The 13,888-nt window shown below is 66.2% G+C and carries 13 protein-coding genes; 11 read left to right on the top strand and 2 right to left on the bottom strand.

Annotated elements, in window-relative coordinates; translation table 11 throughout:
* Nucleotides 1-84: 84 nt before the first annotated feature.
* Nucleotides 85-1,494, bottom strand: a complete 1,410-nt coding sequence (locus ACSQ3M_RS25790) for an MATE family efflux transporter (RefSeq protein WP_436152934.1) — start codon at nt 1,492-1,494, stop codon at nt 85-87.
* A 185-nt stretch (nt 1,495-1,679) separates the two neighbouring features.
* On the opposite strand from ACSQ3M_RS25790, the gene ACSQ3M_RS25785 reads away from it, so the two are divergent.
* From ACSQ3M_RS25785 to ACSQ3M_RS25765, 5 genes are all read left to right on the top strand, one after another.
* Entirely contained in the window at nt 1,680-2,909 is a 1,230-nt protein-coding gene (locus ACSQ3M_RS25785; RefSeq protein ID WP_436152933.1) for a M20 family metallo-hydrolase, read from the top strand.
* A 14-nt stretch (nt 2,910-2,923) separates the two neighbouring features.
* Nucleotides 2,924-4,336 carry an amidase gene (locus ACSQ3M_RS25780; RefSeq protein ID WP_436152932.1) on the top strand — a complete coding sequence of 471 codons (1,413 nt, stop codon included), beginning with the start codon at nt 2,924-2,926 and terminating at the stop codon, nt 4,334-4,336.
* A gap of 223 nt (nt 4,337-4,559) precedes the next feature.
* Nucleotides 4,560-6,158, top strand: coding sequence for an ABC transporter substrate-binding protein (locus ACSQ3M_RS25775; protein ID WP_436152931.1), 1,599 nt, complete (start codon nt 4,560-4,562; stop codon nt 6,156-6,158).
* Nucleotides 6,159-6,280: 122 nt separating this feature from the next.
* On the top strand, nt 6,281-7,222 hold the full coding sequence (locus ACSQ3M_RS25770; RefSeq protein ID WP_436152930.1) for an ABC transporter permease: 942 nt from the start codon (nt 6,281-6,283) through the stop codon (nt 7,220-7,222).
* Nucleotides 7,223-7,239: 17 nt separating this feature from the next.
* Nucleotides 7,240-8,106 (top strand): ABC transporter permease, encoded by an 867-nt coding sequence (locus ACSQ3M_RS25765; RefSeq protein WP_436153049.1) that lies wholly within the window; start codon nt 7,240-7,242, stop codon nt 8,104-8,106.
* A gap of 246 nt (nt 8,107-8,352) precedes the next feature.
* Here ACSQ3M_RS25765 and ACSQ3M_RS25760 read toward each other — a convergent pair whose 3' ends face one another.
* Entirely contained in the window at nt 8,353-8,652 is a 300-nt protein-coding gene (locus ACSQ3M_RS25760; RefSeq protein ID WP_436152929.1) for a DUF718 domain-containing protein, read from the bottom strand.
* A 179-nt stretch (nt 8,653-8,831) separates the two neighbouring features.
* On the opposite strand from ACSQ3M_RS25760, the gene ACSQ3M_RS25755 reads away from it, so the two are divergent.
* From ACSQ3M_RS25755 to ACSQ3M_RS25730, 6 genes are all read left to right on the top strand, one after another.
* A complete protein-coding gene (locus ACSQ3M_RS25755) occupies nt 8,832-9,764 on the top strand; it encodes an N-carbamoyl-D-amino-acid hydrolase (protein ID WP_436152928.1) in 933 nt (310 codons plus the stop codon).
* Nucleotides 9,765-9,892: 128 nt separating this feature from the next.
* On the top strand, nt 9,893-10,468 hold the full coding sequence (locus ACSQ3M_RS25750) for a hypothetical protein (protein ID WP_436152927.1): 576 nt from the start codon (nt 9,893-9,895) through the stop codon (nt 10,466-10,468).
* A gap of 41 nt (nt 10,469-10,509) precedes the next feature.
* Nucleotides 10,510-11,676: an amidohydrolase/deacetylase family metallohydrolase gene (locus ACSQ3M_RS25745; RefSeq protein WP_436152926.1), complete on the top strand. Its 1,167-nt coding sequence runs from the start codon at nt 10,510-10,512 to the stop codon at nt 11,674-11,676.
* A gap of 130 nt (nt 11,677-11,806) precedes the next feature.
* Entirely contained in the window at nt 11,807-12,331 is a 525-nt protein-coding gene (locus ACSQ3M_RS25740; protein WP_436152925.1) for a GNAT family N-acetyltransferase, read from the top strand.
* Nucleotides 12,328-12,786: a RidA family protein gene (locus tag ACSQ3M_RS25735; protein ID WP_284168871.1), complete on the top strand. Its 459-nt coding sequence runs from the start codon at nt 12,328-12,330 to the stop codon at nt 12,784-12,786. Before ACSQ3M_RS25740 ends, ACSQ3M_RS25735 begins: the two co-directional genes overlap by 4 nt.
* Nucleotides 12,783-13,862 carry an alanine racemase gene (locus ACSQ3M_RS25730; RefSeq protein WP_436152924.1) on the top strand — a complete coding sequence of 360 codons (1,080 nt, stop codon included), beginning with the start codon at nt 12,783-12,785 and terminating at the stop codon, nt 13,860-13,862. The genes ACSQ3M_RS25735 and ACSQ3M_RS25730 overlap by 4 nt, the downstream gene beginning before the upstream one ends.
* The last annotated feature ends 26 nt before the right edge of the window (nt 13,863-13,888 follow it).

The following is a 13,888-nucleotide window of genomic DNA, read 5'->3' as shown; positions in this document are numbered from 1 at the left end:
GGAACGTTCCCGAGATTCTCCGCCAATTCACGTGGAAGTGCAACTCAGAGTTAGCGGACTCTTGCAAATAGGAAGCCGTTAAATCTAGGAGGCTTGCGTGCTGACTATCTTGGTCAGACCGAGCCGCTCGCGGGCGAACCAGCGCGCCAGCATCAGCACGGCGACGATTGCAAGGCCGGTCGCAAGCCCGATCCAGATGCCGACGCCGGCGAGTGGTGTGAGGAAGCCGAGCGCGGCCGAGAGCGGCAGGCCGATCCCCCAATAACCGAGGCCGGCGAACAGCATCGGCACGCGCGTGTCGCGCAGGCCGCGCAGGATCGAGACGCCGACCACCTGAACGCCGTCGACGATCTGAAAGATCGCCGCATAGAACAGGAACAGCATGGCGAGTTGCGCCACCTCGGCAGCGCGCGGCTTGCTGGCGTCGAGGAACGGCACGACCAGCCAATGCGGGATCAGAAGCATCAGCAGGGCGGTGAAGCACATGAACGCTGTGGCGAGCACGAGCGCCGTCGCGCCGGCTCGGGCGATGCCCTCGCTGTCGCCGGCGCCGAAGGCGCGCCCGACCCTGACTGTTCCGGCCTGGCCAATGCCCATCGGCACCATGAAGCACAGCGAGGCGATCTGGATCGCGATCGCATGGGCGGCGAGCGAAGTCGGGCCGAGCAGTCCCATCAGGAAGGCGGCGCCGTTGAAGATCCACACCTCGAAGCCGACCGTGGTGCCGATCGGCAGGCCCATCCGCCAGAAGGCGCGGTAGCGGCTCCAGTCCGGCCGCCAGAACCGGCCAAACAGATGATAACGCCGGAAGCGCCGGTCGAGCGAGACCACCATGGCGAGGCCGGCGAACATCAGGGTCGAGGCCAGCGCCGTCGCCATGCCGGAGCCGGGCAAGCCGAGCGCCGGAAAGCCGAGGCGCCCGAACATCAGCACCCAGTTGGCGAAGGCATTGAAGACGACCGCGAAGAGCACGGTCACGAAGACCCAGAACGGCCGCTGCAGAGCCGCCAGGAAGCCGCGCAGGACGAGGTAGCAATAGAAGGGCAGGAGACCCCATTGCAGCGTGTGCAGATAGGAGGCGGCGGCTGCAGCCAGCGCTGGGTCCTGGCCCATCGCCTTGAGGATCGTCTCGGCCTGCCAGAGGCAGAGCCACATCGGCCCGGCCATGGTCGCCGCCACCCAGAACCCCTGGCGCACGGTGCGACGCACGTCGCGAACCGAGTGCCGGTTCCGCCCAAGCTCGATCGCGACCATCGGTGCGACCGCCGCCATCACGCCGATGCCGAAGATCAGGAAGGCCATGTAGAGATTGGAGGCGAGCGCGCCGGCCGCCAGCGCATCCGGCCCGAGCTGGCCCATCATCACGACATCGGTCGCAGTCATCGCCGTCTGCGCGACATTGGTCAGGACCATCGGCCAGCTCAGCGCCAGCATGGCCTTGACCTCGGCGAGCCAGGGGCTCGTCGACCGATAGGGAAGGGCGATCTGCGACATCGCTGCCTTTTATCTGGGCAGATTGCTCCTTCACAGCCCTTGTTGCGCCGGGGCGAGCCGCGCCCTGCGCGGGGCGCGCTGCCGGTCCGCGCGGCAACGCCAATTCTGCCTCTTGCGCGTGCGGCCCGGTTCCTGCCTGCTGCGCATCTCGACCAAACCATGCCTGCCTGCGGAGAGCCGACAAGATGAGCACCAACCTGCGGATCGATGGGGAGCGCCTGGTATCGCGACTGGCGGCCCTGTCCAGGATCGGGGCGACGCCGGAGGGCGGCTGTCGGCGGCTGGCGCTGACCGACGAGGACAAGCAGGGCCGCGACTGGCTGGTTGGCGAACTGAAAGCACTTGGCCTCGACGTCCGCGTCGATGCGATCGGCAACATCGTCGGCATCCTGAAAGGCCAGCAGGACGGGCCGGCGGTGATCATGGGCTCGCATATCGACACGGTCGGCACTGGCGGGCGCTTCGACGGCGCGCTCGGCGTCATCGGCGGCGTCGAGGTGCTGGCGGCGCTGCGCGATGCCGGGCTGACTCCCAAGCGTGACATGGCGGTGATCGCATTCACCAACGAGGAGGGCGCGCGCTTCCATCCCGACATGCTCGGCTCCTATGTCTGGGCCGGCGGCATGAGCGTCGATGCCGCTCATGCCGAGCTCGACGCCGATGGTGCCGTGCTCGGGACCGAGTTGAAGCGCATCGGCTATCATGGCGCGGAGCCGCCGGGCTTCCTGCCGGCGCATGCCTATCTCGAGCTTCATATCGAGCAGGGCCCGGTGCTGGAGAGCGAAGGCGGCGGGCTTGGCGCCGTCACCGGCATCCAGGCGATCTGCTGGCTCGAGCTGACCTTGACCGGGCGGCCGAGCCATGCCGGCACGACGCCGATGCGCTACCGCAAGGATCCCGGCCTTGCCGCGGCGCGGATCAATATCTTCGCCAACGAGCTGACCAAGACGATCCCGGGCCAGCTCGCCAATTCCGGCGTGGTCCGCGTCCGGCCCGGCAACGTCAACGTCGTGCCGGAAACCGTGGTGATGACGCTCGACCTGCGCAATCCGCTGGACGCACCACTGGCCGAGGCCGAGGCGGCAGTGCGGAAATTCTGCGCCGAATTGTCGGCGCGCGACGACATCGCGATCAGCTTCCGTGACCTCGCCCGCTTCCCGGCGACGCCCTTCGCCGAGGAGCTGATCGCCAGCGTCGAGGCGAGTGCCGCCGAGTTCGGGCTGCCGATCCGCCGGATGATCTCGGGCGCCGGCCACGATGCGCAGATGATGTCGCGCCTCTGCCCGACGGCAATGGTCTTCATCCCCTCGATCGGCGGGCTCTCGCACAATCCGGCCGAACTCAGCAGCGACGACGACATGGTCGCCGGCGCCAATATCCTGCTCAGCGCCGCCTGGCGCGCCGCCAACGCCTGACGGGGATCTTGTCGATGACCGCTATCGCTTCACTGTCCGCCACCGAGCTCGGCGGCCTCTACGCCGCGCGCGAACTCTCTCCGGTCGAGGTTGCCAAGGACGCGCTCGCCCGCATCGACCGTTTCGAGCCCGAGGTGAATGCTTTCGTCGTCCGCGACGAGAGCGTGACGATCGCCATGGCGCAGGCCGCCGAGGCGCGCTGGTTGAAGGGCGAGGCGCTCGGTCCGCTCGACGGCGTGCCCGTGACGATCAAGGACAATCTCGGCGTTGCCGGCTGGCCGATGCGGCGCGGCTCGGCCGTGGCTTCCGACGCGCCGTATCAGCAGGACGCGCCGGCAACGGCGCGGCTGCGTGAGGCGGGCTGCGTCTTCCTCGGCAAGACGACCATGCCGGAATATGGCTGGAAGGGCGTCGGCGATTCGCCGTTCTCCGGCATCACCCGCAATCCCTGGGATATCTCGACCGGCCCGGGCGGCTCCTCTTCGGGAGCGGCCGTTGCCGCGGCGCTCAACCTCGGCTGCATCCATCTCGGCACCGATGGCGCCGGCTCAGTGCGCATTCCCGCTGCCTTTTGCGGCGTCTTCGGCCTGAAGCCGACCTATGGCCGCGTGCCGGCCTGGCCCGCCTCGGTCATGGGCTTCCTCGCCCATCTCGGCCCGCTGACCCGCACCGTGCGCGATTCCGCCCTCGCGATGAATGCGATCGGCCGTCCCGATGCGCGCGACATGACGGCCTTCAAGGACATGCCGCCTGATTTCACGGCAGAGCTGGATCGCGGTGTGCGCGGCCTGCGTATTGCCTGGTCGCCGCGCCTCGGCGGCGACGTTCCGGTCGATCCTGAGATCGCCGCCCTGACGCATGCGGCGGCGCTGACCTTCCGCGAGCTAGGCGCCACCGTCGAGGAGGTCGATCCCGGCTTCGACGATCCGAGCGCGACGCTGATGACGCTGTGGGCGGCCGGTGCGGCGCTGGCGCTGCGCAGCGCCGACGCTGCGACGCGGGCGCAAATGGACCCCGGCCTGGTCGCGGTTGCTGAAATGGGCGAACGAATCGATGGCGCGGCCTATGTCGATGCCCTCCTCAACCAGCGCAACGCGCTCGCCTACCAGATGGCGCAGTTCCACGAGCGCTTCGATCTCCTGCTGACGCCGACGCTGCCGTTGCCGGCCTTCGCGGTCGGCCGCAATACGCCCGAGCACGGCGCTTACGGCGAGGATTGGACGTGCTGGACGCCCCTCACTTACCCGTTCAACATCACCCAGCAGCCGGCCGCCTCGGTGCCGTGCGGACTGACCTCGGCCGGCTTGCCTGCCGGGTTGCAGATCGTCGGGGCTTTCGGACACGATGCACTGGTGATGCAGGCGGCTGCGGCTTTTGAGGCAGCGCGGCCTTTCGCTCGCGTGGACGCTCCGATCAAATCGATTTAGTTTGCCGGGCGCAATTTTCTGCACCAGTCGGAAGGCTCCGCGCGTCATTTGTTTGCAAACGATGTCGTGAGCCGCAAACCAGTTCCGTCTGGCACGAACCCTGCAGGGTCAATTCTTGTCGTAGCGACCCGTCAAGCGTGTTGTCAGGTGCGGATTTTTCTGCCCACACTCTAGGCAAGGTCGCCCGATCAGAGGCCGCCGCCGCTTCAGGGGAGAGTACAAGATGGACCGCAGGAATTTTCTGAAGACCGCTGCCGGGACTGGCGTTCTGGCAGCAACCGGCGGTCTCGCCATGCCGGCGCTCTCGCAAGGCGCCGCCGCCAAGACCTTGCGCTTCGTGCCGCAGGCCAATCTCGCCAATTTCGACCCGATCTGGGGAACGCAATACGTCGTCCGCAATGCCGCGGCTCTGGTCTGGGACACGCTCTACGGCATCGATTCGAAGTTCAAGCCGCAACGCCAGATGGTCGAGGGCGAGGAGGTCTCCTCCGACGGGCTGACCTGGACCTTCAAGCTGCGCTCCGGCCTCAAATTCCACGACGGCACGCCGGTGCTCGCCAAGGACGTGGTGCAGAGCCTCAAGCGCTGGCAGGCCCGCGATCCGATGGGCCTGATGATCAAGGCGATCGAGAACGAGCTCAGCGCCGTCGATGACCGCACCTGGAAATGGCAGCTGAAGCAGCCCTTCCCGAAGATGCTGCTGGCGCTCGCCAAGAACAACGCGCCGTGCTCCTTCATCATGCCCGAGCGCATCGCCAAGACCGACCCGTTCACGCAGATCACCGAGTATGTCGGCTCCGGGCCGATGAAGTTCGCCCGCAGTGAATGGGTGCCGGGCGCCAAGGCCGTCTTCGAGAAGTTCGCCGATTACGTGCCGCGCTCCGAACCGGCCGATTGGCTCGCCGGCGGCAAGAAGATGCTGATCGATCGGATCGAGTGGGTGATCATCCCCGATGCCGCGACCGCAGCGGCAGCGCTGCAGAGCGGCGAGGTCGACTGGTGGGAAACCCCGCTCTCCGATCTCGTGCCGGTCCTCAAGGCTCACAAGGACATCAACGTCGATATCGGTGATCCGCTCGGCAATATCGGCGCCTTCCGCATGAACCACCTGCACCCGCCCTTCAACAACCTGAAGGTGCGCCAGGCGGTGCTGACGGCGATGAATCAGGAAGATTTCATGCGCTCGATCGTCGGCGACGACGACAAGCTCTGGAAGCCGCTGCCCGGCTTCTTCACCCCCGGCACGCCGCTCTACACCGAAGCCGGCGGTGACATGCTGAAGATGAAGAATGTCGCAGCCGCCAAGAAGCTCATCGCCGAGTCCGGCTATAATGGCGAGCCGGTGGTCTGCGTCGTCGCGCAGGACATGTCGGCGACCAAGTCGATGGGCGACGTCACCGCCGAACTGCTGAAGAGCATCGGCCTGAAGGTCGATTTCGTCGCCACCGACTGGGGCACGGTCGGCGCGAGGCGTGCCCAGAAGACCCCGCCGGGCCAGGGCGGTTGGAGCATGTTCCACACCTGGCACGCCGGCGCGGACTGCATCAACCCGTCCTCCTACACCGCGATCCGCGCCAACGGCGACAAGGCCTGGTTCGGCTGGCCGGACGTGCCGGCGGTCGAGGCCGAGGTCACCAACTGGTTCAATGCCAAGGATCAGGCCGAGGAGAAGGCGGCGATGGACCGTCTCAACAAGGCCGCCGTCGAGAATGTCGTCTATGCGCCGACCGGCTTCTATCTCGGCTATCAGGCCTGGCGGAAGAACGTCACCGGCGTGACCAGCGGCCCGCTGCCCTTCTTCTGGAACGTCGCGAAGGGCTGAGACCAGAGCAAGCCTTGCGTCCCGGCTTTTTTGCCGGGGCGCGGCCCAGATCACGCCCGCCGGGCCTTTCGGGATCGCGATCCCGGTCGGCTCGGCGCCAGCAGCGGCAACTCAGGATTTCGATGCTCGCATTCATCATCAGACGCATCATCACGACGATCCCCGTCATGGCTTTCGTGGCGCTGTTCGTTTTCTCGCTTCTCTATATCGCGCCGGGTGATCCGGCGGCCGTGATCGCCGGTGACCAGGCCTCGCCCGCCGATGTCGAGCGTATCCGCCAGAGCCTTGGGCTCGACCGGCCCTATCTCGTCCGCTTCGGCGAATGGTTCTTCCGGGTGTTGCAGGGTGATCTCGGCACCTCGATCTTCACCTCGCTGCCGGTGACGCAATTGATCGCCCAGCGCATCGAGCCCACGCTGTCGCTGATGGTGCTGACCCTGATCTTCGCAGTTTCGGTCGCGGTCCCAATGGGCGTTGTCGCGGCCTGGAAGGCCGGCACCTGGGTTGATCGTGCGGTCGTCGGCTTCGCGGTGTTCGGCTTCTCGGTCCCGGTCTTCGTGATCGGCTACCTGCTCGCCTATGTTTTCGCGCTCAAGCTCGATTGGGTACCGGTGCAGGGCTACACGCCGATCGCGCAGGGCATCTGGCCCTGGTTCAAGAACCTGATCCTGCCGTCGATCACGCTCGGCACGGTCTATATCGCGCTGATCGCCCGCATCACCCGCGCGACCATGCTCGAAGTCCTGCAGCAGGACTATATCCGCACCGCCCGTTCCAAGGGGCTGGCGCAGAACCACGTCCTCTTCCTGCATGCGCTCAAGAATGCCGCGGTACCGGTCATCACCATCATCGGCATCGGTGTCGCGCTGCTGATCGGCGGCGCGGTCGTCACCGAGAGCGTCTTCGCCATTCCGGGCCTCGGCCGGCTCACGCTGGATGCGATCCTGCGGCGCGATTATCCGGTCATCCAGGGCGTCGTGCTGATCTTCTCCTTCGTCTACGTGCTGGTGAACCTGGCCGTCGACCTGATCTACACCCTCGTCGATCCGAGGATACGCTATTGACCGCTCCAGCTGCTCCACTGCCCCTGGCGGATGAAATCGGCGCGGACGCCACGCCGCGCAAGCGCTCCTATCTGCGCAAGCACCCGTCGGTCACCATCGGCGGCTTCCTCCTGCTGCTGATGATCTTCATCGCGGTGTTCGCGCCGTTGCTCTTTACGGTCGACCCGACTGCGATCGCCACCTCCAGGCGCACGCGTGTGCCGTCCGAATTGTACTGGTTCGGCACCGACATGCTCGGCCGCGACATCTATTCGCGCGTCGTCTACGGCGCGCGCGTCTCGCTGATCGTCGGCTTCTCGGTCGCGATCCTGTCCTCGGTCATCGGCCTGGCGATCGGGCTCTTTTCCGGCTTCGTGCGCTGGGCCGACGGCATCGTCATGCGCGTCATCGACGGCATGATGTCGATTCCGCCGATCCTGCTCGCCATCGCATTGATGGCGCTGACGCGCGGCTCGGTCGGCAACGTCATCCTTGCCATCACCGTCGCCGAGATCCCGCGTGTCGCCCGCCTGGTGCGCAGCGTCGTCCTCAGCCTGCGCGAGCAGCCCTATGTCGAGGCGGCGATCTCGAACGGCGCGAGTGTGCCGCGCATCATCTGGAAGCACATCCTGCCCAACACGATCGCGCCGATGACGGTGCAGGCGACCTATATCTGCGCCAGTGCCATGATCATCGAGGCGATCCTGTCCTTCATCGGCGCCGGCGTGCCGCCTGCGACCCCGTCCTGGGGCAACATCATGGCCGAGGGCAGGGCGCTCTGGCAGGTCAGGCCGCACATCGTCTTCTTCCCGGCCCTGTTCCTGTCGATCACCGTGCTCGCGGTGAACCTGCTCGGCGACGGCCTGCGCGACTCGCTCGATCCGCGGCTGGCCAAGGGCATCTGAGGACGGTTCGGCATCATGTCATGCCACGGACGGGAGAACCCCTCCCCCTTGTGGGGAGGGGAAGGGGTGGGGGTCGCAAAGCCGGAGCGATCGGCAGACACTCATCGCGCTGCAGTTGCTGCCAGCCCTTTTCTCCTGCCGGTCACCAAGTGGCACCACCCCCATCCCCAACCCTTCCCCACAAGGGGGAAGGGAGGAGCCCGGGCGATCAGCTTTGAGCAAAGAGACTGTGCTGTCGGCTGGGGGCTAGGCGCGAAGGTCGAGGACGACATCTCCGGACACCGCGTCGGTGACGCCGCGGCCGTCGCCGAGATCCTCGAGCGTGTCCCGGAAGCTGTTGAGCGTCGCGATCATCTGGTCGCGGGCGCCCTTCAGCGCGGCGAGGTCGGACCATTCGCCGATCAGGCAATAGGAATGGTCGCCGGTCTTGATGATGTGGCCCTTCTCAAGACCGGGCCAACGGGCCTTGCCCCCGCGATGAGCGTCGAGAAACTCGTCCTCACGTCCGGACTTGATGCGGAAGCGGACGACGTTGAACGTGGTCATGGCTTTGGTCCGAAGCTCGGTGCTGCCTCGGCAGCCACGGCCGGCGGTTCCAGACCGAGCCCAGAGGGAACGTCCGACGGTATTGTGGCGATCTCCTCCCCGCAATGGCGCACAAGGGTACCGGCGTGCGTTTCCGGCAGTATCCTTGAGTCACGACCAAGCACAGCAGGAGCCTTCCCATGCCTCGCATTCTGACAGTCGGCGCAGCCCAACTCGGGCCGATCCAGCGCGAGGAGAGCCGCAGCTCGGCGGTCGCACGCATGATCGAGCTGATGCGCCAGGCCAAATCGAATGGCTGCGATCTCGTCGTCTATCCGGAGGCGGCGCTGACAGCCTTCTTCCCGCATTGGTGGATGGAGGACGAGGCCGAGATCGACAGCTATTTCGAGAGCGCCATGCCCTCGAACGAGACAGCGCCGCTCTTCGCTGAAGCCGAGCGGCTCGGGATCGGCTTCCATCTCGGCTATACCGAACTCGCCCATGAGGACGGCCGCAAGCGCCGCTTCAACACCGCGATCCTCGTCGACAAATCAGGCCAGATCGTCGGCAAGTATCGCAAGATCCATCTGCCCGGCCATCCCGAGCATCGGCCGGATGCCCCGTTCCAGAACCTCGAGAAGCGCTATTTCGAGACCGGCAATCTTGGTTGGCCGGTCTGGGAGACCATGGGCGGCCGGCTCGGCATGATGATCTGCAATGATCGGCGCTGGCCGGAGAGCTATCGCGTCATGGGTCTGCAGGGCGTCGAGATGGTCCTGCTCGGCTACAACACGCCCAAGCACAACCCGCCGGCTCCGGCCCACGACCGGCTCGGCAATTTCCACAACCAGCTCGTGATGCAGGCCGGCGCATACCAGAACGCGACCTGGGTGGTCGGCGTCGCCAAGGCCGGGCTTGAAGCCGGCGTCGACCAGATCGGCGGCTCCTGCATCATCGCCCCGACCGGCGAGGTGGTGGCGCAGGCGGTGACGGAAGGTGACGAGCTCGTCGTCGCGCGCTGCGATCTCGACCTCGGCAACAGCTACCGGAATTCGACCTTCAACTTCGCCAAGCACCGCGAGCCTCAAGCCTACGGCATGATCGTCGAACGCAAGGGCGTGGTGATCGCGTGAATCCCGCTGGCGCATGCGCCACATTCCCCGGGCGCGGTCGAGAACCGGCTCTGACGCTGCCAAGGGCTCCCCGATGTCGCGTCCGCTCGCCAAGCCGACGGATGCGGCGACTCGACAGGAGCGATGACATGTCCCCCGATCCCCTGAACAAGGACTGCTTCTTCCCGCCCAAGCTGGCCCACCACGATGCAACCGCGCGCGGGATCGCGGGCGGTCCGCAGAATGGCGGCATGTCGCATGTCCAGCGCATCCATCTCAGCGTCGGGCAGTACTATTTCCGTTTCTGCGACTCGGCCCGCTTCGCTGCCGATCCGACGCGCGCTGCGGCGGGCCCCTGGTGGGCCGAGTACGACGTCTTTCTCAAGGTGAAGCAGGCGGCGCGGCGCCAGGGCACGATCCAGCGCTATGCCAACATGGCGGGCTCGTCGCGGCTCGCTTATGCCGCCAAGCTCTATTTCGCCATTCCCTATGAATGGGGCGATTGCGGCTCGCTGGTCATCGCCCGGCTGGAGGATCGCCTCGACGCCTTCAAGGGACGCGGCCTGCCCGCCTACCTGAGTGGCGCTGACCCGCGCGACGGCGGCGCGAAGTACATTCCCATGCAGGACCCGACCATTTCGCAGCTCTATATTCCCGAGCTGCATAACCACTTCGCCAAAGCCTTCGCTATTATCCAGAAGGGCGCTACGGCCAGCTTCGCCTGAATGCGAAGCGTCCGCCCGCCCGGTTTCCCCGAGGAGCTGTCATGACTCACGATCTCATCCTGAAGGGCGGCAGGGTCATCGACCCTTCGCAGAAGCATGACGGCGTCATCGACGTCGCCTTCACCGACGGGAAGGTCTCGGGCTTCGGCAAGGATCTGAAGGGGGCCAAGGAGGTCCGCGACGTCTCCGGCTACATCGTCACGCCCGGGCTGATCGACCTGCACACCCATGTCTACTGGGGCGGCACCTCGCTCGGCATCGATGCCGACGAGTTCTGCCGCGCCTCGGGCGTCACCACCTCGGTCGACACCGGTTCGGCCGGCCCCGGCAACTGGCCGGGCTTTCGCAAGCATGTGATCGAGAAGAGCCAGGCGCGCATCCTCGCCTATCTCCACGTCTCGCATGCCGGCATCTACGGCTTCGACCACCGCGTCATGGTCGGCGAGAGCGGCGATCTCCGGTTGATGAACCCGATCGATTGCGTCGAGGTCGCCGACAAGAACCGCGACCTGATCGTCGGCATCAAGGTCCGCGTCGGCCTGCATGCGTCGGGCACGTCCGGCACCGTGCCGCTCAACATCGCGCTGCAGGTCGCCAACGAGGTCGGCATGCCGCTGATGTGCCATATCGACCATCCGCCGCCGTCCTATGAGGAGGTGATCGGCATGCTCCGCCCGGGCGACGTGCTGACCCATGCCTTCCGCCCGTTCCCGAATGCGCCAGCGACCGCGCAGGGCACGGTGAAGCCCGAGGTGCTCGCCGCCCGCAAGCGCGGCGTCATCTTCGACATCGGTCACGGCAAGGGCTCGTTCTCGTTCAAGACGACGCGCGCCATGCTCGCCAACGGCTTCGAGCCGGACGTGATCTCCTCCGACGTGCACAAGCTCTGCATCGATGGCCCGGCCTATGACCAGGTCACCACCATGTCGAAGTTCCTCTGCATGGGCATGAGCCTGAACAATGTCGTTGCCGCCTCGACCGTGAACGCCGCGATCGCGCTGAAGCGAATGGAGTACGGCTCGCTCAAGGTCGGCTCGCTCGGCGACGCGACGATCCTGACCGTCAAGGAAGGCAAGTTCGACTATGTCGACGTGGTCGGCGAGCACCTGATCGGCGACAGGAAGATCGTCTCCGAGGGCGTCGTGCTGAAGGGCGCCTGGTGGCATCCCAAGCGCAGCAACAAATTCCGAAAGGTCGAGGCGGCGTAAGGTACAGGCGTCATTCTCGGGCGTAGCGAAGCGCAGACCCGAGAATCTCAGGACGAGAGGGCGCCAAATTGGAGCCTCTTTCGGCCTGGGATGCTCGGGTCAAGCCCGAGCATGACGTGTAATCGCTCTCATGATGACACCATCACCATCCTGGCGCGCCATGGCGCCCGCCGACCTGCCCGCCGTGATAGCGGTCGCGGCTGAGGTGCATCCGAATTATCCGGAAGGCGAGGCGGTCTACGTCGAGCGACTCACCCTCCATCCAGCCGGTTGCCTCGTGCTGGAAAGCAGGGAGGGCATCGGAGGCTATGTGCTGAGCCATCCCTGGCGGCTTGGGCAGGTGCCGGAGCTCGACAGCCTGCTCGGGGCGGTGCCGCCGGATGCCGACGCCTATTACATCCACGATCTCGCTCTGCTGCCAAGCGCGCGTGGCGGTGGCGCCGCTTCCGCCTGCGTCGACAGGCTGGCGGTGCACGCCCACGCGTCAGGCTTCACCCGGATGGCGCTGGTCGCAGTCGGCAACTCGGCCGGCTTCTGGCGGCGCCACGGGTTTCATGAGGCGCATGACGAAGCCCTTGCCCGCAAGCTTGCGAGCTATGACGATGCGGCCCGCTACATGGTCCGCGATCTCGACCACGATTGGAGAACAGCATGAGTGCCGAAGACAAGCTCAAGGAGCTGGGGCTGACCCTGCCCGACGTCCCGACCCCGGTCGCGACCTATGTCAGCTTCAAGCGCGTCGGCGAGTTCATCTACCTCTCCGGTCAGGGCCCCAAGCGCGCCGACGGCACTTATCCGACCGGCAAGGTTGGCGCCGGCGTCTCGATCGAGGAGGCCTATGAGCACGCCAAGCAGACCGGGCTCGGCCTGCTGGCGGCGATGAAGAAGGCGGCCGGTTCGCTCGACAAGATCGAGGTGGTGAAGCTGCTCGGCATGGTCAACGCCGCGCCCGACTTTTCCCAGCACCCCAAGGTCATCAATGGCTGCTCAGACCTGTTCGTCGCCGTGCTCGGCGACAATGGCCGCCACGCCCGCTCAGCCGTCGGCATGGGCTCGCTGCCCAACAATATGACGGTCGAGATCGAAGTCATCGTCCGGGTGCTGCCGTGACCACTGCGCTCGCTGAAGAGATTGCCCGCGTTTACGGCACGCCGGCCGTCGTCATCGACCTCGACAAGGTCGAGGCCAATATCGCCAGGCTCCAGGCCGCCTGCGACGCCGCCGGCGTCGCCAACCGCCCGCACATCAAGACCCACAAATCGCCCGAGCTGGCGCGGCTCCAGGTCGCCGCCGGGGCGCGTGGCATCACCTGCCAGAAGCTCGGCGAGGCCGAGGTCATGGCCGATGGCGGCATCGACGACATCCTGATCAGCTACAACATCCTTGGTGAGGAGAAGCTGGGACGCCTTGGCGCGCTCCAGCGCCGCGTCCGCATGATCGTCGCCGCCGACAATCCCGTCACGATCTCAGGCCTGCCCAAGGCCGCCGAGATCGCCGGGCGCAATCTGGAGGTCGTGGTCGAGTGCGATACCGGCCGCAAGCGCGCCGGCGTCGAGACTCCGGGCGAGGCGGTCGAACTCGCCAGGCAGATCGCCGCGTCCAAGGGCCTGACCTTCGCCGGCTTCCTGATGTACCCGCCGGAGACCGGCTGGCCGGCAACGCAGGATTTCCTCGACACCGCCAATGCCGGACTGCGCGAGGCCGGTCTCGAAGCCGGCATCATCTCGACCGGCGGCTCACCCAACATCCCGAACATCGGTAAGCTCAAGGGCTCGACCGAGCATCGCTCCGGCACCTCGATCTTCAACGACCGCATGCAGATCGCGGCCGGGGTGGCGGAGCTGGAGGACTGCGCGCTGACCGTCTACGCGACGGTCGTCAGCCGAGCGGGAGCGGAGCGCGGCATCCTCGATTCCGGCTCGAAGACGCTGACCAGCGACAAGGGCAATCTCGACGGCCACGGCTATATCCTCGAATACCCGCTGGCCCGGATCGCGCAGTTTGCCGAGGAGCACGGCTTCCTCGACCTCTCCGGCAGCAATGAGCGGCCCAATGTCGGCGAGGTCGTGCGGGTGGTGCCGAACCATGTCTGCGTCGTCGTCAACATGGTCGACCGGCTGGTGACGGTGCGCGGCGACAAGCTCATCGGCGAGCTGCCGGTGGCAGCGCGCGGCAAGCTGACCTGAACTGTTAGGCGGAACGGCTCTGAAGA

It is taken from the genome of Allobosea sp. LjRoot90 (assembly GCF_964254315.1).
Taxonomy (GTDB): Bacteria; Pseudomonadota; Alphaproteobacteria; order Rhizobiales; family Beijerinckiaceae; genus Allobosea.
The sequence above is the reverse complement of the archived record's forward strand: the minus strand, read 5'-3'. Positions and strand labels throughout refer to the sequence as shown.